Origin of the sequence: Mesorhizobium sp. M1329, from assembly GCF_040318035.1 — a bacterium.
Classification (GTDB): Bacteria; Pseudomonadota; Alphaproteobacteria; order Rhizobiales; family Rhizobiaceae; genus Mesorhizobium.
This window is the reverse complement of the sequence record NZ_JAMYLN010000015.1, coordinates 85,780-102,544: the sequence shown is the minus strand read 5'-3', so window position 1 is coordinate 102,544 and position 16,765 is coordinate 85,780. Positions and strand designations below refer to the sequence as shown.

The following is a 16,765-nucleotide window of genomic DNA, read 5'->3' as shown; positions in this document are numbered from 1 at the left end:
TGCCATTCTTTCTTCTGCGGCCCCGCCTAGCCATTCACGCTGTCCGGATGAAGCTTGTCGAGATCTCGGTACTGTTCGATCCCCCGCTCGCATTCCAGCCCGATGAGCCGCACCTGAGCGTTGAGTTCTTCCTGCGCGTCACGAATTGAGGCGCCCAGGTCCTTCTCGCTCCATTCATCGTCGGACGATATCAGGGGTTTTATGCGCTCGAGTCTGTAGGGCGTGGCAAAATGTTTTGGCGCTGGCTCTGTGCGGGCCTGGATATTGGCCTCCCTGTACTTTGCGAGAAGCTGGTTGCAGGCTCGCTCCAGCTGGTCTTGATGCTGCACAAAGAGCGTCAGCAGCCTCGACCGATGATCGATGATCGCCCGATGCTCCCTGCGTCTGCTCCCCAGCCGCTTGACGATGTCCTCCACCTTCTCGTTGTGCTCATCGCGCACCTCTTGCAGAGCCTCGATGAGCTCGCTCTTGCGCTCGATGTAGTCTTCCCTGCGAGCGACCAATCTGTTTTCGACACCCGCATAGCCTGGGTATGGGTCGAGAACGAACCAGCCGTCGATAAATGCAAAAATCGAAAACATGAGACCGATGCCGAACAGAAGCCAGGATTTCACATCCATAAGGCCGGCCGGATTGGCGAGCATGCTGCGCACAACCTCGACACCGGCTCCGTTCACAAAGGACCCGCTGACCTCGCGGTAATGTGCAAGCGCTAGGTTTATGGTCAATGCCAAGCCGATGTATGCCACTATCGACAACGCGCCGATCACCTTCACGAAAAACGATCTGTGAGTCACCAGGCGTGCACAGAATATTGCGAAAAGCAGAGCGGCGCCGATGTTCAAAAACGAGAACGCGGCGGCTTCGAGGAGTCCGCCAAAAAATCCCTGTTCATTTCCCTTGGCAAGGAAATTTCCGTTCATCGCCGTTTCAATCAGAAACAGGAAAATCAGCAAGGAAATTCGGAAAACGTAGGCTGCTCCGTGCTGAATCCTAACGGCGCGGACAAGCCCGTGCTTCTGTTTGAACCAGGCGTGCTCCTTCTCCGCGTCGTTGAGCGATTTTCGCAATCCGTGAAGTTCGTCCAGGCCTACCGCGATCGAGGCCTTGAAATCAGAAACACTGGCGGCGTTCGCCTGACGGATCAGACCAAATTGCTCTTCAAAGTCGAGGCCCGCCAAACGTCCGGAGAGAAGCTGCAGGCTATCCTCGAGGGTGTGGTGTGCCGCCTTTTTTTCGTCCTCGACCCTCTCGATGACTGCATGCTCAACGTCGTCGAAATTCTTGGCCGCCTTCGGAGGTTGGTTCGCCTCGCCCCGCTGCTTTCCGCGATCTCCAAGATCCATTTCGCGATCAATTTTCGCGACATCCAAGCTATTGAACAATTGGGTGCTGGCGCGGAAATCGTGATTTGCCTCTAGCAGTGACTCTCGCAGTTTATTTAGCTTTTCGAATTTTATTCCCACAGCACCGCACCCAGATTTTGTACCTCTGCCCGCACAAATGGCTTCTATGCACAGTAGAAGCAAAGGGCAACTGCGTCTTCGCAACTCTGCGGTCCACTGCTCACGAGACGATCGTCTGATGTAAAAATGACCACGATAGCTGCCGTGGCAAGCGGGCTTGGGCGAATGAATAGGCCAGGCAGCATACTCTTCTCCGCCGGGCTTTGTGGCGAAGGAACTGAAGATCACGCCAACGAGCTGATAAAATCGACTCCAGAGGCGTTTGCGCAGTAGCAGAAGCGCGCGCCCTATTTGGCTGGGACTAGACTGCCGACCCCAATGTCCGCCGTCCTGTGAAACCGGCTACGACCTCGATTGCTTCGTCGGCGACGTTGATTCGTTTGAGGCCAACAGAATTAGTCTTGAGCTTGATCGCCAACTTTTCTGCATCCTTCAACCGGGCCAACTGCTGCTCCAACTGGGCTTGCAGCTTTGCAATTTCCGGTTCAGGTCGAAAGTCGCCTTCTCTTCGAGCGCCTTTCTTATCGGCCCGCTGAAAATCGGTCGAAGTCTGGCGTTACCAGGTATAATGCTGACGTCAACAATGGACGCTTCGATATACCCGTCCACGTGGCCAGTTCCGTTCGTTCTTGCCGACTGGTTCTGCTGGGCGCAGTTATTTATGGCGCCTTGCTTGCCGCAGGGGCCATTCGCAGGTCGCGGCCAGTCATCTTGCCCAGGAGGCCGAAAAGAGGGCTATCGCTGCCGAAATGGCCGTCTCAACGATGGCGTCCGTCGAGATTTGACAACAGACATATGGCGCGGCGCGAGCGCTGACGCTGTACGACTGACGCAAGCGGCTCTCAATCCTAGGCGTTGTCCTTGGTCCGTGTGAGGCGGCTTTCGCCTTCATCCGGGCCGAAGCAGCTTTCGAAATCATTGCAGTCCCGGCAACTGGGGGCGCTGCACAGCGAAAAACCTTCGGCCTCGCAGAGCTTTCGGTAAAAGTATTTTTTCCATTTCATGTTTTGGGTGTTGCCGGCCGCCAGCGTCGGAAAATGCGAGGCGAGCAGGCGGCCGAGGTCGGTTCGATTAAAAAGGCCAAGGTCCTGCCAGAGGTGGTCATTGCGCATCGCACGCCGGGCGATGATCTTGGCGAAGCGGGCGCTCGCCGGGTCGCCATGTCGGGCATGCGCCAGCAGCAGTCCATGCAGAAGTTCTTCTTCCAGATCCGGCTCGGGCTCGCTCACCTCTTTCAAGGCAAACGCGTTGATAGGAAAAGCAGGGAAACAGCGGACCAGGACATCGCGCAACTCGGCGCGCGAAAGTCCGGTTGCCTCCGTCGCCGTCGCCTCGCCGGCCTCGATCTCCTCGAGCGCACGTGAAAGCACACAGGCAAGCACATGCTGGTCGAACCTCCTCTCCAGCTCGATGTGCGGCCATTGGCCGGTGCTGAGCCGGGCATAATGTTGGGCAAATATGGTGCGTTCTCCTGGTTTCGTCCTATCAAATCATGCAGAGACCCGGCCTGCCGCAACATGGGTCGGGCAGTTCTTCGGTATGGCACTCCGGGTCGCCTCGCGTCGAGTAGTTCGGCAATTCTCGTCTGGTCCGTCGGCTCTGACGCAAATTCTGTGATTGGAAGAGGTGTTCGCGAACCCCTGCCCTGCCGTTTGCGCCTCACGGGGAACACTGGCGCCGGAAATGCCCCTGCAGAGTTGGACGTGAACCGTGCGGGACAGAGGTCGCGTGCTGAGTGCGGCCACATGGTTCAAGCCCGCCAGACTCTCGGTTGAATGAGTCCTCAAAGCGCGCAGCGGGTGAGTTCCAGCGCACGTTCAGGACAGGATCGCGCGCCCCGCGATGCAGGCAGTTCCTCCCCTTCCGCAACTTCAATGTCACCGGGCAGGATGTAGCCCTCGTCATCAAGCTTGAAGATGTCCGGCGCTTGCGCCGCGCATCGCGCGTGACCCTGGCATTTGGCCTTTTGGACGATGATGCGCATTGCGCTGCCTCCATTGTCTGTGCCCCGGGTCGGGGCGGGCCTAAGACCAGTCCAGGATCAAATTTTCGATCCCGAACACATGGCCGCCAGAAGTTATCGGTGCCGTACCCTGCTTGATCCTGAAAGCCGGGATGCGCGCCAACCACTCCTCCAGGCCAATGACAATCTCCCGCCGGGCAAGGTGTGAGCCAAGGCAACGGTGGGGACCATAGCCAAACGCTGCGTGGCGGTTGTCCTCCCGCTCCAAATCGATTGTGTTGGGGCATTCGAATTCCGCCGGGTCACGATTGGCAATCATCGTGGCGCAGGAAACATAGTCCCCCTTCCGGATCGGCGCGCCTTCGAAGTCGATATCTTTCGTAGCCACGCGGATCAACTGAATGGGCGGATAGGCCCGCAGCAATTCTTCGGTTGCGAGCGGGATGCGGTCCGGTTCGCTCCGCAGCAATTGCTGATCTTTGAGGTTGCGCGCGAGGTACGCCAAGTCAAAGCCTATAGCTGCTGCGACCGTGTCGAGCCCAGCGACGAAGACAAGCACGCCGATGCCGCGGACTTGGGTGTCCGTCAGCCGGCGGCCCTCGACCCGTGCCTGCACGATAAAGCTCATGAAATCGTCAACCGCCTCCTGGCGGCGCATGGCTGCAAGTTCGTCGATGAATGCCACGATCGTCCGGGCAGCCACAGGTCGTTCCTTATCGTCGCCGTGGAGCAGATCTTTCCCCCAGCCGACGAATGTATCGAGTCGGTCATCGGGCAACCCCAGAAAGCGAAGAAAGGTGCTCACCGCGAAAGGAAAGGCAAAATCCTTCATCACGTCGCAGCTTGTGCCCGACGCGGCGATCCTTTCGATCAGCTCGACCGCCCGTTCGCGGACAGCCGGTTCCAAAGCCAACACCCGCTTTGGCGAAAGCAGCGGATTGAGCAGTGAGCGAAAGACGCCATGGGCCGGTGGATCGAGCTCAAGCGGGATCGTCGGCCAGTTTTCACCCAGTATGGAGGAGAAGATGCTGCGATGGCTGGAAAAAGTCTCTGCGTCCTGCAGCACCTTCCGCTGGTCCGCGGCACGGGTGATGACCCAGGTACCCCGGCCATCTTGCGTGTTGTAGCGGGAGTAAAAGATCGGAGGCCCGTCATGTACGCAAGCGACAGCTGCGTGTGGATCCCCGTTGGGTGTTGGTGGCATTCCTGGCGATGTAAACAGGCTGAAGTCCCTCACCATTTCGGGCGGGACATGATCTGGAACGGGGTTGGTCGCCATTTTGTTTTCTCTACATTGGCGTTCATGGCTCGATTGAGATTGCACCGCTGTTCATAAAGCCGATTTCCAGCATGGGCACGTCTCTTGTCGGGCGCCTTCTAGATTCTGTCGCCTGATACAGCCCACCTGCACCAGCGCGGATGAGATCGGTTGCGAAGTCGATCAGAAGGGGCATCTCCGCCGCGCTGCGGGCATGAAGCAAAGCCGCCGCTTATCCCCGTTAGGGTTGAGAGGCTGGTCAATCACCTCTGAGCTCCGTGACGCACTGCTGATGCCCTGCTGATCAAATTGTCGAAGCAAGTCGCGTGCCGGATAGGCGTACCCATGGCGCTGCACCAAGCAATGCCAGCCTGCACTAGGCCCGCCGCTGATGATCACCTGTCCATCATTCTTAGGACAACGTCCGACAACCGACATCCGTGGTCGGTTTTGTCGAGTCCGCGACATCGGGCTGTTCGGCTTGGCTGCTGCTGCACAGCCTTCCGGTCGACGAGCGAGGAGATCGCTCGCACGGCCCGGATTGAGCAACGACGCGATCCAGCGCAAGGTTCGGGTGCGGTCCGACAAGACCCGGCCGCGCTTCCGCTTCGGTTCGGCGCTGATGGCATATGCGTTGTTGTAGCCGCTGCAAGGATTTCCGGTCAGACGAGCGATGCACTCGTGCGCAGCGATCCGGCCGGCGACGAGCCTGACTGTATCGATGCGGTCAATTCCGGCGTGCACACCTGACCGTGCGTATGCGCTAACACGGCAAGCTCTATCGCACATGGACCTATATTTCCTCGCGAGCCGCTGTCGGAACGTGGCGCCGAGCCCTATGGCGGCCGGTTCAATCCTACGGGCCTGCCGGCTCTACACATCCCTGTCGGTCGGACCGGGAACGCGTGGCAGACTCTCGGCCAGAAACCGCCAGTCGCTGCGCTCGCGTTCGCCTTCCTTGCGCGTGCCGAAGAACTGGATGATCATCTTGCCGTCGGCGCCATAGGCTTCAACGGACGTGACGTGACCGTCCCTCGTCGGCTTGCGCACGGCCCAGACCTCGCGGATGTGATGGGTCCTAAGATGCAGATGGAAGGTCTCGTCTAGCACATTGATCCGCGGCCCGATCTGCTTGACCGACTTGATCGGGCCGGAATGGATCTGGATGCAACCACGATTGCCGACAAAGCACATGATCGGCATCTCGTCTTCGGCCGCCTGTTGGAACAGGGCGCCAACGGCATCATTGTCGAGCAGCCAGGCGTAATCCTCGTCGGCCATACGCATCGCCTGGCAGCGGCTGAGCTTCAGTGTTTTCAACATATGGTAGAACTGATGCACGTCGCTCAGCCGGCTCCAGTGCTCGCGTAGGTCGTCGACCGTGGCGGCTTGGTCTGGACTCACTGCGTTATCGCGCGCCCCGCTCGCCTCGACCGATATGATCGGCTCCTGGTCGGAGGATACGAGCTCTGCCGCCAGATTCTGATAGGCGTGCAGGTTCGAGGCGGGCCTGAGATGTACTTTGTGCATCGCCTCGCCGGTGGCATCAAAGAATTGCAGGCTGGGGCGGATCTCGGCTCCCTCGCGCTTCTCGACGGCGAAGCCATACGCCCACGCTTTCGGGAAGATGCGCAGGTCGATCTCGTCGCCGAGCACCATGGCATGCGGGTTGCCGGTGACCACTTTGTCGTACACGCCAATCTTTTGGTGCACGGCACTTTGGTTGCGGGTGACCGCCATCACCTCGCCGACCGCTTCGAGGCCGGTCAGCAGATCATCGACGCGCGGCTCGATGCGCACCGCGCCGTGACCACAATGCGCCGCGACCAATTCGGCTTCCGAAATGCCCAATCGAGCGGCGAGATCATGCTCCCGGATTTTCGGATTGTCTTCGCACGCCCGCCGGATTTCGTCCGGCGATGGTTTCTCGCGCTGGTCCATGTCTTACCCCTGCTTCCACCTACGTGTGAGGATCAGCTGCACTGCCCGGGAATCTTCAGCCGATAAGGCGCGCCGAAATGCTCGACCCTGATCTGCTGCTGGCCCGTGAACAAAGTGTCGCTGGACAGCGTGCGCACGTCGTCGCACCCGCGCGAAAACCGGGGGTGCTATCGGAGCGGCGAGACCCGAGTGACACGTGCAGGCACATGCCGATGGAATCTCATCGAGCCGGTCGGTGGCCACCGGGCGGTGGTGAGCGATTGTGGGTGTTGTCGCAATCGGCCAATCGGTCATTCGGATGCCACGGGCGGCGCTGCTTCGCCAAACAAAGCGTGTCTGACCCAGTCCTGACATGTTGCTCCCTTGCTTCGCCGCATCGATCGCGAGGGCACCCACGACACGATTGTGGATCGGCAGTCTCTTGCCGCCTCGCCAGTGGAGCTTCAAAAACTGTGCCAATTGCGCCGAAGCAAGCCCAGAAGGAGTCTTCTGTAATGGTCATTGGTTTAATGTGAGTTCAGCCAACAACTCAGGCCCAACATCCCGCGTGGCGGACCCGACAAACCCGACAGTACGTGTCGGTTGGCCGACACCTTCGCAGCAATGGACTCACAAGAACCACCGCAGGGTCAGAGATGCCGCGCTGTGTTGAAACATTTTTTCGCTTTGGCACGGTGCATGCAACGTGATGCGCAAGCAGGTCCCGGACTGAGGAGAATGGAGCCATGATTACGCTCACCGACAACGCTGTTGCCGCCATCAAGACTGCTCTTTCCCGCGCCAGCGAGCCGGCGGAAGGCTTTCGCATCATGGTCCAGGCCGGCGGCTGCGCCGGCTTCAAATACTTAATGGGCCTGGAGAGCGTGTCGCGCGAGGGCGACGCGATCACCGAGACAGATGGGATCAAGCTGTTCGTGGACGCGGGCTCCCAACCGCATGTCGCCGGCATGACCGTCGACTTCCTCACCGGGCTCGAATCTTCCGGCTTTGTCTTCGATAACCCCAACGCGCGCGAGAAGTGCGGCTGCGGCAAGTCCTTCAGTTGATCGCCCGAAGCGCCTGTGCGGGTCCATGAAGCGATTGCCGCCGACGGACTCATTTGCGGCAGAGGAGGCTTATATGGCCGGCACAACAGATGTCCCTGTCCTCAAGAACAAGGCAAGGTCGAAGCCGATCTTGGGACCGGCAATCGCTTCAGGTAGGATGCAAAGAACGTCGCCTCCCGAAACAGTTCGGTTCCTGGTGGCACCCAAGCTGCTGGCGGCCAAATCGCGCCGCTGCGCCAAATTCGGCTTATCGATAACGTTGTCGTGTTCGGGCGTCCTTACCTGCGGGCTGACGGCGGCGACTGCGGACTTGGCCATGCCGACGCCGATCCGGTCTACGTCAAACTCTCGGGCGTGCGCGCCGGCTGCCAGTTCGGGCCCATCATCATCAACGGCATACGCCAGAGGCTCAATGAGGCGGTCGCGCGCTCGCGTCATTCCGGTCAACTGAGGATCGCACATGAAACCTGTCTACCTCGACAACAACGCAACCACACGGGTCGATCCCGAGGTCGTGCAAGCGATGTTGCCGTTCTTTAGGGATCAATTCGGCAACCCTTCGTCGGCGCACGCTCTTGGCGCCTCAGTCAGTGCGGCGGTGAGAAAGGCGCGGAGGCAGTTGCAAGCTCTGATCGGCGCGGAGTTCGACGATGAGATCACCTTCACCTCGGGTGGGACAGAAAGCGACAATGCAGCGCTTCTTTCGGCGCTCGAGGCGGCGCCCAACCGAACCGAAATCGTGACGTCCGCGGTCGAGCATCCCGCCGTGCTGACGCTCTGCGCGCATCTTGAGAAGACCCGCCGCGTCAAGGTGCACAGGATCCCGGTGGATTGCCGTGGCCGGCTCGACCTCGACGCCTATATGGCCGCCCTCACCCCACAGGTGGCAATCGTCTCGATAATGTGGGCGAACAATGAGACTGGTGTGATCTTCCCCGTGGCCAGGCTTGCCGAGTTGGCCAAGGAAGTGGGCGCCCTTTTCCATACCGATGCTGTGCAGACGGTCGGCAAGCTTCCGATGGACCTGAAGTCGACCGCAATCGACATGCTGTCGCTCTCCGGCCACAAGCTGCACGGGCCGAAAGGGATCGGCGCGCTTTTCGTAAAACGTGGCGTCAATTTCCACTCGCTGATCAAGGGGGGCCACCAAGAACACAACCGGCGTGCTGGCACCGAGAATACGCCCGGCATAGTCGGGCTCGGCATGGCGGCCGAACTCGCCTTGAAATTCATGGACGACGAGACCACACGGGTAAAGTCGCTCCGCGACCGTTTAGAGGACGGGATTCTCCAGCGCATCCCAAGCACCTGTGTCACTGGTGATCCCCTGGAACGGTTGCCCAACACCGCAAACATCTCCTTCGAACATGTCGAAAGTGATGGAATTCCACTCCTCCTCAGCCGCGTGGGCATCGCGTGTTCCTCCGGCTCCGCCTGCACCTCCGGCTCTCTGGAACCGAGCCATGTCCTGAGCGCGATGAAAACGCCACACGCGGCAGTCCGCTTCTCCTTGGCGCGGGACAACGGCGAAGCGGACGTCGACCGGGTGCTCGAGGTCATGCCGGCAATCGTGGAGAAGCTGCGTGGCTTTCCCAGTTCTGGGCCGGGTAAGCGAAACTCCGAAGACGTTCAATCCGGTCTATGCCTGAGCGGCAGCAGAACAGGCTACCGTTCATGACCCGTCATGTCTTTCTCAACGATACGACCTTGCGCGATGGCGAGCAGGCGCCTGGCGTCGCCTTTACCACGACGGAAAAGCTGGAGATCGCCGAGTCTCTTGCGGCGGCCGGCGTCACAGAGATCGAGATCGGCACGCCGGTCATGGGCGCCGACGAGATCGAAACAATTCGCGCCGTGGTCGCGCGGTGTCTCCCGGTTCGGCTCATGGCCTGGTGCCGGATGACGTCGCTGGATCTCGATGCAGCGATCGAGAGCGGCGTCCACGCCGTCAATCTATCGCTGCCTGCGTCGGACATCCAACTTGCCGCCAAGCTCGGCCTCGATAAGGCGGGAGCGCTCCAGGTCATCGAACATATGGTCAGGCGCGCAGCCGCCGCCGGCTTCTTCGTCGCGGTGGGCTGCGAGGATGCCTCGCGGGCCAATCGGGATCATCTCGCCCGCGTCATCGAGACGGCTGCACGCGCCGGCGCAAGCCGCGTCAGGCTAGCCGACACAGTCGGCGTTCTCGACGCGTTTTCGACCTTCGAACTTGTCGCCCAGCTCGTGCCGCAGTCTCCAATCGACCTTGAATTTCATGCGCACAACGATCTCGGACTTGCTGCCGCCAACACGCTGGCCGCGATCCGCGCAGGCGCGCGCCATGCGTCCGTCACCGTCCTGGGGCTCGGCGAGCGTGCGGGCAATGCCGCGCTGGAAGAGGTGGCCGCCGCGATGGCGGTCCTCGACGGCGCGGATACCGGCATCGAGCTGACCGCATTGCCCGACCTCGCCGCCCAGGTGGCTTGGGCCGCCCGCCGGCAGACCGCGGCCATTAAACCGGTCGTCGGCGCCGATGTTTTCACGCACGAATCCGGCATTCACGTCGCAGGGCTGCTGAAGGACTCGCGTACTTATCAGGGGCTCGATCCGGCTCTCGTGGGCCGCTGCCGGCGTATCGTCATCGGCAAGCATTCCGGCGCCACTGCGATTGCCCATGTGCTGAGCGAAAGCGGCCGCGATCTCGACCCGGATCTGGCAGCCGCGATGGTGGCCCGCGCCCGGCGCGAGGCGACCGAGACCAAATCGACCGTCACTGCAACTCAACTGGTCGAGCTCTACGATGGAATGTGCAGCGAGGCATCCCTCGCGGAGCTGTGCGGGTCCAGGTCAGCCGTGCGCGAGCGCACCGACACCACAGTTTTCCGACCAGGGAGAATGCAATGAATTGTTCCGCTGACAGCCGCCCTATCGATGTCACCGACATCCTCGCACGACTGAAGCGCCTGTCGGCTGCGGAGGAGTTCTTCGCAGTCCTTGGCGTCTCCTATGATCCGAAGGTGCTGAATGTCTCGCGGCTCCATATCATGAAGCGCGTGGGCCAATACCTTGCCGAAGAAGATTTCTCCGGTCTGCCCGACCAGGTGATTGCCGCGCGGGTGCGCGCGACGCTCGAACGCGCTTACGAAGACTTCGCGATTTCCTCGCCGCTCTCGCATCGGGTCTTCAAGGTGCTCAAAGACCACGATCCGAACAAACCTGCCACGCCGGGCCGCACCTTTGTCCCGTTCGACTCCGTACTGAAGCGGTTCGGACACGAATGACCGCGACACGGGTTGCGACGCGACAATGTCGAGAAGCCGACAAATCCGTCATCACCACGGCGCCCTCGGAAGCAACCAAGCGAAGTTCTAGGGATAGGGGGCAGCCCAAAACAGTTGGCACGAATGATGCAAACCAAGGAGATAAACCGCCAAGCCCGCATCCGGACAGGAGCCTGGAGAAACCGCCAATGCACATCGTAATCTGCATCAAGCAGGTGCCGGACTCGGCACAGATAAGGGTCCATCCGGTGACGAACACGATCATGCGCCAGGGTGTTCCGACTATCATCAACCCTTACGACCTGTTCGCCCTCGAAGAAGCTCTCAAACTGCGCGACGCCTATGGTGGCGAAGTCACCGTGCTCACTATGGGTCCGCCCATGGCAGAGGACGCGCTGCGCAAGGCGCTCGGCTACGGCGCCGACCGAGCGGTGCTCTTGACCGACCGCTATTTTGCCGGCTCCGACACGCTGGCGACCTCGTTCGCCCTTTCCCAGGCAATCGCAAAAGTTGGCGAGACGTTCGGCACGCCAGACCTCGTCTTCACCGGCAAGCAGACGATCGATGGCGACACCGCCCAGGTCGGGCCCGGCATCGCCAAGCGCCTCGGACTCCTGCAACTGACCTATGTCGCGAAGATCGCCTCTATTGACCTTGCTGCACGCGAGATCAAGGTCGAGCGCCGCTCCGAAGGCGGCACACAGATGCTGAAGAGCAGGCTCCCTTGCCTCATCACTATGCTGGAAGGCACAAACGAGATCCGCCGGGGCTCGATCCAGGACGCCCTGTGCGCCGCGCGCAGCCAGGTCTTGAAATGGAGTGCCGCCGACGCCGGCATTGAGGATCTCACCAAATGCGGCCTGCGCGGTTCACCGACGGTCGTCAAGCGCGTTTTCGCGCCTCCTGCGCGAGCGGAAAAGGCGGCAAAAATCGACACCGCCGAGATGGCTTTGCGCGATGTCGCTGACGAACTCATCACGGCAATCTTCACCCGCCAGCCGGCATTGGAACATGAGCTCGCCTTCAACGGCGGCGCGTGAGAGGGCAAGGATCAAACGATGTCGAACGCGAACCGAGAAACCCCTCGCCCTGCCGCCGGCCGTGCCGGCATAAAGAAGGAGCTGCCCGCGCATTTCAAGGACTACCGGCACGTTTGGGTTTTCATCGAGCTCGAACGCGGTCAGGTCCATCCCGTATCATTCGAACTGCTCGGCAAAGGCCGCAAGTTAGCAGACAAGCTTCAGGTCCAGCTTGCGGGCGTCGTGCTTGGACCGCCGGGAGAGGCCATCGGGAACGCCGTTGCCGAAGCCTTCGCTTATGGTGCCGACCTGGTCTACATCGTCGAGGAGCCGCTGCTCGCCGACTACAGGAACGAGCCTTTCACCAAGGCGATGACGGATCTGGTCGATACCCACAAACCCGAGATCCTTCTTCTCGGTGCCACCACACTCGGCAGGGATCTTGCCGGCTCCGTGGCGACGACCTTGCAGACAGGGCTCACGGCCGACTGCACCGAACTCGATGTGGATACCGACGGTTCGCTCGCCGCCACCCGTCCGACTTTCGGCGGTTCCTTGTTGTGCACGATCTATACGCTCAATTTCCGCCCCCAGATGGCGACAGTGCGACCGAGGGTCATGCCCATGCCGCAGCGGGCGGATAAACCGGTCGGGCGTGTCATCCGGCACAAGCTCTCGGTAGCCGAGGACGAGATCGTTACCAAAATCCTCGGCTTCCTGCCGGATAGTCAGTCGGCAAAGGCAAATCTTGCCTATGCCGACGTCGTGGTTGCGGGAGGCCTCGGTCTAGGCGCGGCGGAGAACCTGCAGCTTGTGAAGAATCTCGCGCGGGCAATCGGCGCCGAGCATGGCTGTTCGCGCCCGTTGGTCCAGAAGAGCTGGATGCCAGCTGATCGGCAGATCGGCCAAACTGGCAAGACCATCCGGCCGAAGCTTTACATAGCGGCCGGGATTTCCGGCGCCGTCCAGCATCGGGTTGGCGTCGAGGGGGCGGATCTCATCGTGGCCATCAACACCGACCCGAACGCGCCGATTTTCGATTTCGCTCACCTCGGGATCGTCACCGACGCGATCCGCTTCCTGCCCGCACTGACGGAAGCCTTCACCCGGCGGCTGTCGCCCCACAGTCGCGATAAGCTTGCGAGCTAAGGGATGGACATGATTGAGGAACAATTCGACGCCATTGTTATTGGGGCCGGCATGTCCGGAAACGCAGCTGCTTACACCATGGCCAGCCACGGCCTGAAGGTGCTGCAGTTGGAGCGGGGTGAATATCCGGGCTCCAAGAATGTCCAGGGTGCCATCATGTACGCGAACATGCTGGAGAAGATCATCCCGGATTTCCGGGACGATGCGCCTCTTGAGCGGCATTTGGTTGAACAGCGGCTTTGGGTGATGGACGACACGTCCCACACCGGGATTCACTATCGGTCGGACGACTTCAATGAGGCGAAGCCCAACCGCTACACGATCATCCGCGCCCAGTTCGATAAATGGTTTTCGCGTAAGGTGCGCGAGGCCGGCGCGACGGTTCTGTGCGAGACGACCGTGACGGAACTCATCCGTGACGCCAAGGACAGGGTGATCGGCGTCCGCACAGACCGGGCCGGCGGAGCCATCTACGCGGACGTGGTCGTCCTCGCAGAAGGTGTCTGCGGACTGCTTGGCACGCGGGCCGGCCTGCGTGAGATGCCGAAGCCGCAAACCGTGGCGCTCGCCGTCAAGGAAATGCATTTCCTGCCCGAAGAGGTCATTGAGCAGCGGTTCGGCCTCAAAGGCGATGAAGGCTGCGTGATCGAGGCGGTGGGCACGACCTCCCGCAGCATGGCCGGGCTCGGCTTCCTCTACACCAACAAGGAGTCGATCTCACTGGGCATTGGCTGCCTCGTCTCCGATTTCGCCGCGATGGCCGAGAGCCCTTACGTCCTCCTCGACGCCTTAAAAACCCATCCTTCGATCCGGCCGCTGATCGCCGGCTCGGAAGTGAAAGAATATTCCGCGCATCTCATTCCCGAAGGCGGCTACAAGGCTATTCCGCAGCTCTTTGGCGACGGTTGGGTCGTGGTCGGCGATGCCGCGCAACTGAACAACGCCATTCACCGCGAGGGTTCGAACCTCGCCATGACCTCCGGCCGCATCGCGGCTGAGGCAATCATCGAGGTCAAGAGCCGCAACGGTCCTATGACCAAACGGAATCTCGCCCTTTACAAAGCCATGCTGGACAAGTCCTTCGTGGTCAAGGACCTAAAGAAATACAAAGACATGCCGGCCTTGCTCCACACCAATTCCTGCAATTACTTCACGACTTATCCGCGGTTGATGTCGCAAGCCGCGCAGAACTTCATGCGTGTCGACGGCACGCCGAAGATCGAGAAGGAAAAGGCGACCACGGCGGCCTTCATCAAGGCGCGCTCGCGCTGGGGGCTGGTCAGCGACGCGGTCCGCCTTGCATTGGCGTGGCGCTGAGGGGAGACGAAATGACGATCGCAGTGACGAAGTCACGTGTCGAGGACAAGCTTTACCAGAACCGCTACTTGGTGGATTCCGGCCGTCCGCATATCAAAGTGCTACCGCACGAGAGGCCAAGCGCGAACTTGCTCGCGCTGACCCACGTCTGCCCGGCGAAATGTTATGAGTTGAACGACAAAGGTCAAGTGGAGATCACTGCCGACGGCTGCATGGAGTGCGGCACCTGCCGGATTTTGTGCGAGACCAGTGGCGAGATCGAGTGGAACTATCCACGCGGCGGCTTCGGAGTCCTCTTCAAATTCGGATGAGGACGCACGCACCGTATCAAGAGGGTCAATCTTGGTACACCTGAGGTCGCGACCAACGCCAAGTCTATCTTTGCTTGAATTGCCGCGCCACGAAGAGAAGCTCGTGAATACTGTGCTTTCACAATTCAGACTCAGACACAAAAGGAGGAGCACTCTGGACGACAACCGCTGAGGTGTTTCCATGGCTCACGTACCGCAAGATCGGGTCGACGAGGTAGCACCTCGGGATACCCGCCCTGAACCGCCCATCAAAAGCATGCCCCAAGCAGATATCGCGCTCAGGGGACTCTACGAGATATCGAAGGTGCTGACCGCCCCCAGCGAGCTGGAGATTACGCTCGCCAATGTCGTGAACATCCTGCCTTCGTTTCTGCAGATGCGTCACGGAGCAATCGTCGTCCTGGACGCTGAAGGAGAGCCGGAGATTGCCGCAACTGCCGGCAATACCCACGCACCTCAATCAGGCACTCGCCGCGTCATACCACAGGCCATAACAGATCAAATCGTCGCTACGGGGACGCCGCTCTTCATACCGGACGTCCGCAAGTCCCAACTATTTCAGGCTGACCTTCAAACGTCTTCGAGCAGCGGCACCATCCCAATTGCCTTTATTGGTATCCCGCTAAAGGCTGATCATAAAATCCTTGGGACATTGTCGATCGACCGCGCCGGAGACGGCGCCACCGACTTTCGCGACGACGAGGACACATACTTCCTGACGATGGTCGCCAACCTTGTCGGCCGGACCATCCGTCTCCATCGCATCCTGAGTACAGATCGTCAGCGGTCTGTCCATGAGCAATGGAGTCCGGAGAAATCGCCCAACGAGGGGAGGACCTACGACCCTGCCCGGCATGCGGATGCCAAAATCGACGGGATCATCGGGGAAAGCCCCGCACTCAAGCAGGTACTCGAAACCGTCTCGGTCGTAGCAGGGACCAATTCCACCGTGCTTCTGCGGGGTGAAAGCGGCACCGGCAAGGAATTCTTTGCCCAAGCCATCCATAAGCTCTCACGTCGGAGGAAGAAGTCTTTCGTCAAATTGAACTGCGCCGCACTGTCTGAAAGCGTTCTGGAGTCAGAACTGTTTGGGCATGAAAAGGGCGCTTTCACGGGTGCTATCTCCCAGCGCGCCGGTCGTTTTGAATTGGCAAATGAGGGAACGCTGCTACTTGATGAAATCGGCGAGATTTCGCCGGCCTTTCAAGCCAAGCTGTTGCGTGTCTTGCAGGAAGGCGAGTTGGAGCGAGTCGGCGGCACCAAAACGCTACAGGTCGACGTGCGCCTCATATGCGCCACCAACAAGGACCTCGAGACGGCCGTCATAAAAGGGGAGTTCAGGGCCGACCTTTATTACCGCATCAATGTGGTGCCAATTATCCTGCCTCCGCTCAGAGAGCGACCCGGCGATATTCCACGCCTTGCGAACGCCTTCCTCAATCGATTCAACAAGGAGAACGATCGCGCACTCGCCTTCGCGCCGTCGGCGCTTGACCTGATCTCGCAATGCTACTTCCCTGGTAACGTCCGCGAGCTGGAGAACTGCGTCCAAAGGACGGCCACACTTGCGCGTTCAAGGACGATCACGCCATCCGATTTCGCCTGTAAGAAGAGCCAGTGCCTTTCCTGGCTCCTCTGGAAGCGAGCCGACCGCTCGAATGGCGGCAATACCATCGACGATCTCGCACGGGTCAACGCAGTGCCGGTCGGATTGCGGCTGCCGGCCAGTCGCATCGGTGCCTCCGCAGGCAACGTATCTCCCCTTGCGGCCGGCGATCCAAACGATCCCGCTTGTCCCCCGCGTCTGACGGAACGCGACCGGCTGATCGACGCGATGGACAAAGCCGGTTGGGTTCAGGCCAGGGCGGCTCGTATCCTCGGCCTCACGCCGCGGCAAATCGGCTACGCCCTGCGCCGGCATGGTATCGAGGTGAAGAAATTCTAGACGTTGTGATGACGTCAAACGTAAGCCCGGAGTAGTCTCCCTCACACTCTGCGCGCCCAAGGCTGGTAGCCTTCGCGACCCGATTTGCTT

At 60.3% G+C, this 16,765-nt stretch carries 16 protein-coding genes; 10 read left to right on the top strand and 6 right to left on the bottom strand.

What is annotated here, in order from left to right; all coding sequences use genetic code 11:
- Positions 1-26: 26 nt before the first annotated feature.
- From NKH21_RS17345 to hemP, 6 genes are all read right to left on the bottom strand, one after another.
- The gene (locus NKH21_RS17345; RefSeq protein ID WP_352516062.1) at positions 27-1,460 is read right to left on the bottom strand and encodes a hypothetical protein; all 1,434 of its coding nucleotides are present in this window, start codon (positions 1,458-1,460) and stop codon (positions 27-29) included.
- 854 nt (positions 1,461-2,314) lie between these two features.
- Complete coding sequence (locus NKH21_RS17340; RefSeq protein WP_352491520.1) at positions 2,315-2,926, bottom strand: nitrogen fixation protein NifQ; 612 nt, start codon at positions 2,924-2,926, stop codon at positions 2,315-2,317.
- Between the two features lie 323 nt (positions 2,927-3,249).
- Positions 3,250-3,450 carry a ferredoxin gene (locus tag NKH21_RS17335; protein ID WP_352491466.1) on the bottom strand — a complete coding sequence of 67 codons (201 nt, stop codon included), beginning with the start codon at positions 3,448-3,450 and terminating at the stop codon, positions 3,250-3,252.
- 40 nt (positions 3,451-3,490) lie between these two features.
- Positions 3,491-4,708: a cytochrome P450 gene (locus NKH21_RS17330; RefSeq protein ID WP_352480501.1), complete on the bottom strand. Its 1,218-nt coding sequence runs from the start codon at positions 4,706-4,708 to the stop codon at positions 3,491-3,493.
- 852 nt (positions 4,709-5,560) lie between these two features.
- Complete coding sequence (locus NKH21_RS17325; RefSeq protein ID WP_352866358.1) at positions 5,561-6,628, bottom strand: hemin-degrading factor; 1,068 nt, start codon at positions 6,626-6,628, stop codon at positions 5,561-5,563.
- 32 nt (positions 6,629-6,660) lie between these two features.
- Positions 6,661-6,765 (bottom strand): hemin uptake protein HemP, encoded by a 105-nt coding sequence (gene hemP, locus NKH21_RS17320; RefSeq protein WP_352480503.1) that lies wholly within the window; start codon positions 6,763-6,765, stop codon positions 6,661-6,663.
- A 588-nt stretch (positions 6,766-7,353) separates the two neighbouring features.
- Here hemP and NKH21_RS17315 point away from each other — a divergent pair.
- The 10 genes from NKH21_RS17315 to nifA all read left to right on the top strand — a co-directional run bounded on the left by NKH21_RS17315 (position 7,354) and on the right by nifA (position 16,675).
- The gene (locus tag NKH21_RS17315; RefSeq protein WP_023678237.1) at positions 7,354-7,674 is read left to right on the top strand and encodes a HesB/IscA family protein; all 321 of its coding nucleotides are present in this window, start codon (positions 7,354-7,356) and stop codon (positions 7,672-7,674) included.
- A 264-nt stretch (positions 7,675-7,938) separates the two neighbouring features.
- Positions 7,939-8,214 (top strand): NifU family protein, encoded by a 276-nt coding sequence (locus NKH21_RS17310; protein WP_352866355.1) that lies wholly within the window; start codon positions 7,939-7,941, stop codon positions 8,212-8,214.
- Positions 8,135-9,352 carry a cysteine desulfurase NifS gene (nifS, locus tag NKH21_RS17305; protein WP_352866352.1) on the top strand — a complete coding sequence of 406 codons (1,218 nt, stop codon included), beginning with the start codon at positions 8,135-8,137 and terminating at the stop codon, positions 9,350-9,352. The genes NKH21_RS17310 and nifS overlap by 80 nt, the downstream gene beginning before the upstream one ends.
- Positions 9,349-10,557, top strand: a complete 1,209-nt coding sequence (gene nifV, locus NKH21_RS17300; protein ID WP_352866349.1) for a homocitrate synthase — start codon at positions 9,349-9,351, stop codon at positions 10,555-10,557. Before nifS ends, nifV begins: the two co-directional genes overlap by 4 nt.
- Positions 10,554-10,934: a nitrogenase stabilizing/protective protein NifW gene (gene nifW, locus NKH21_RS17295; protein WP_352866346.1), complete on the top strand. Its 381-nt coding sequence runs from the start codon at positions 10,554-10,556 to the stop codon at positions 10,932-10,934. Before nifV ends, nifW begins: the two co-directional genes overlap by 4 nt.
- Before the next feature lie 188 nt (positions 10,935-11,122).
- Positions 11,123-11,974 carry an electron transfer flavoprotein subunit beta/FixA family protein gene (locus tag NKH21_RS17290; protein ID WP_352480508.1) on the top strand — a complete coding sequence of 284 codons (852 nt, stop codon included), beginning with the start codon at positions 11,123-11,125 and terminating at the stop codon, positions 11,972-11,974.
- Between the two features lie 18 nt (positions 11,975-11,992).
- Positions 11,993-13,102, top strand: coding sequence for an electron transfer flavoprotein subunit alpha/FixB family protein (locus NKH21_RS17285; protein WP_352480509.1), 1,110 nt, complete (start codon positions 11,993-11,995; stop codon positions 13,100-13,102).
- 9 nt (positions 13,103-13,111) lie between these two features.
- Positions 13,112-14,419 (top strand): FAD-binding protein, encoded by a 1,308-nt coding sequence (locus tag NKH21_RS17280; protein WP_352866342.1) that lies wholly within the window; start codon positions 13,112-13,114, stop codon positions 14,417-14,419.
- Positions 14,420-14,430: 11 nt separating this feature from the next.
- Positions 14,431-14,730, top strand: coding sequence for a ferredoxin family protein (locus NKH21_RS17275; protein WP_352480510.1), 300 nt, complete (start codon positions 14,431-14,433; stop codon positions 14,728-14,730).
- A gap of 181 nt (positions 14,731-14,911) precedes the next feature.
- Complete coding sequence (gene nifA, locus NKH21_RS17270; protein ID WP_352866339.1) at positions 14,912-16,675, top strand: nif-specific transcriptional activator NifA; 1,764 nt, start codon at positions 14,912-14,914, stop codon at positions 16,673-16,675.
- Positions 16,676-16,765 lie beyond the last annotated feature (90 nt).

Coding starts and splice junctions, on each gene's coding strand:
- NKH21_RS17335 (WP_352491466.1), bottom strand. CDS start 3,450: ATGCGCATCATCGTCCAAAAGGCCAAATGCCAGGGTCACGCGCGATGC.
- NKH21_RS17330 (WP_352480501.1), bottom strand. CDS start 4,708: ATGGCGACCAACCCCGTTCCAGATCATGTCCCGCCCGAAATGGTGAGG.
- NKH21_RS17325 (WP_352866358.1), bottom strand. CDS start 6,628: ATGGACCAGCGCGAGAAACCATCGCCGGACGAAATCCGGCGGGCGTGC.
- NKH21_RS17315 (WP_023678237.1), top strand. CDS start 7,354: ATGATTACGCTCACCGACAACGCTGTTGCCGCCATCAAGACTGCTCTT.
- nifS (WP_352866352.1), top strand. CDS start 8,135: ATGAAACCTGTCTACCTCGACAACAACGCAACCACACGGGTCGATCCC.
- nifV (WP_352866349.1), top strand. CDS start 9,349: ATGACCCGTCATGTCTTTCTCAACGATACGACCTTGCGCGATGGCGAG.
- nifW (WP_352866346.1), top strand. CDS start 10,554: ATGAATTGTTCCGCTGACAGCCGCCCTATCGATGTCACCGACATCCTC.
- NKH21_RS17290 (WP_352480508.1), top strand. CDS start 11,123: ATGCACATCGTAATCTGCATCAAGCAGGTGCCGGACTCGGCACAGATA.
- NKH21_RS17285 (WP_352480509.1), top strand. CDS start 11,993: ATGTCGAACGCGAACCGAGAAACCCCTCGCCCTGCCGCCGGCCGTGCC.
- NKH21_RS17280 (WP_352866342.1), top strand. CDS start 13,112: ATGATTGAGGAACAATTCGACGCCATTGTTATTGGGGCCGGCATGTCC.
- NKH21_RS17275 (WP_352480510.1), top strand. CDS start 14,431: ATGACGATCGCAGTGACGAAGTCACGTGTCGAGGACAAGCTTTACCAG.
- nifA (WP_352866339.1), top strand. CDS start 14,912: ATGGCTCACGTACCGCAAGATCGGGTCGACGAGGTAGCACCTCGGGAT.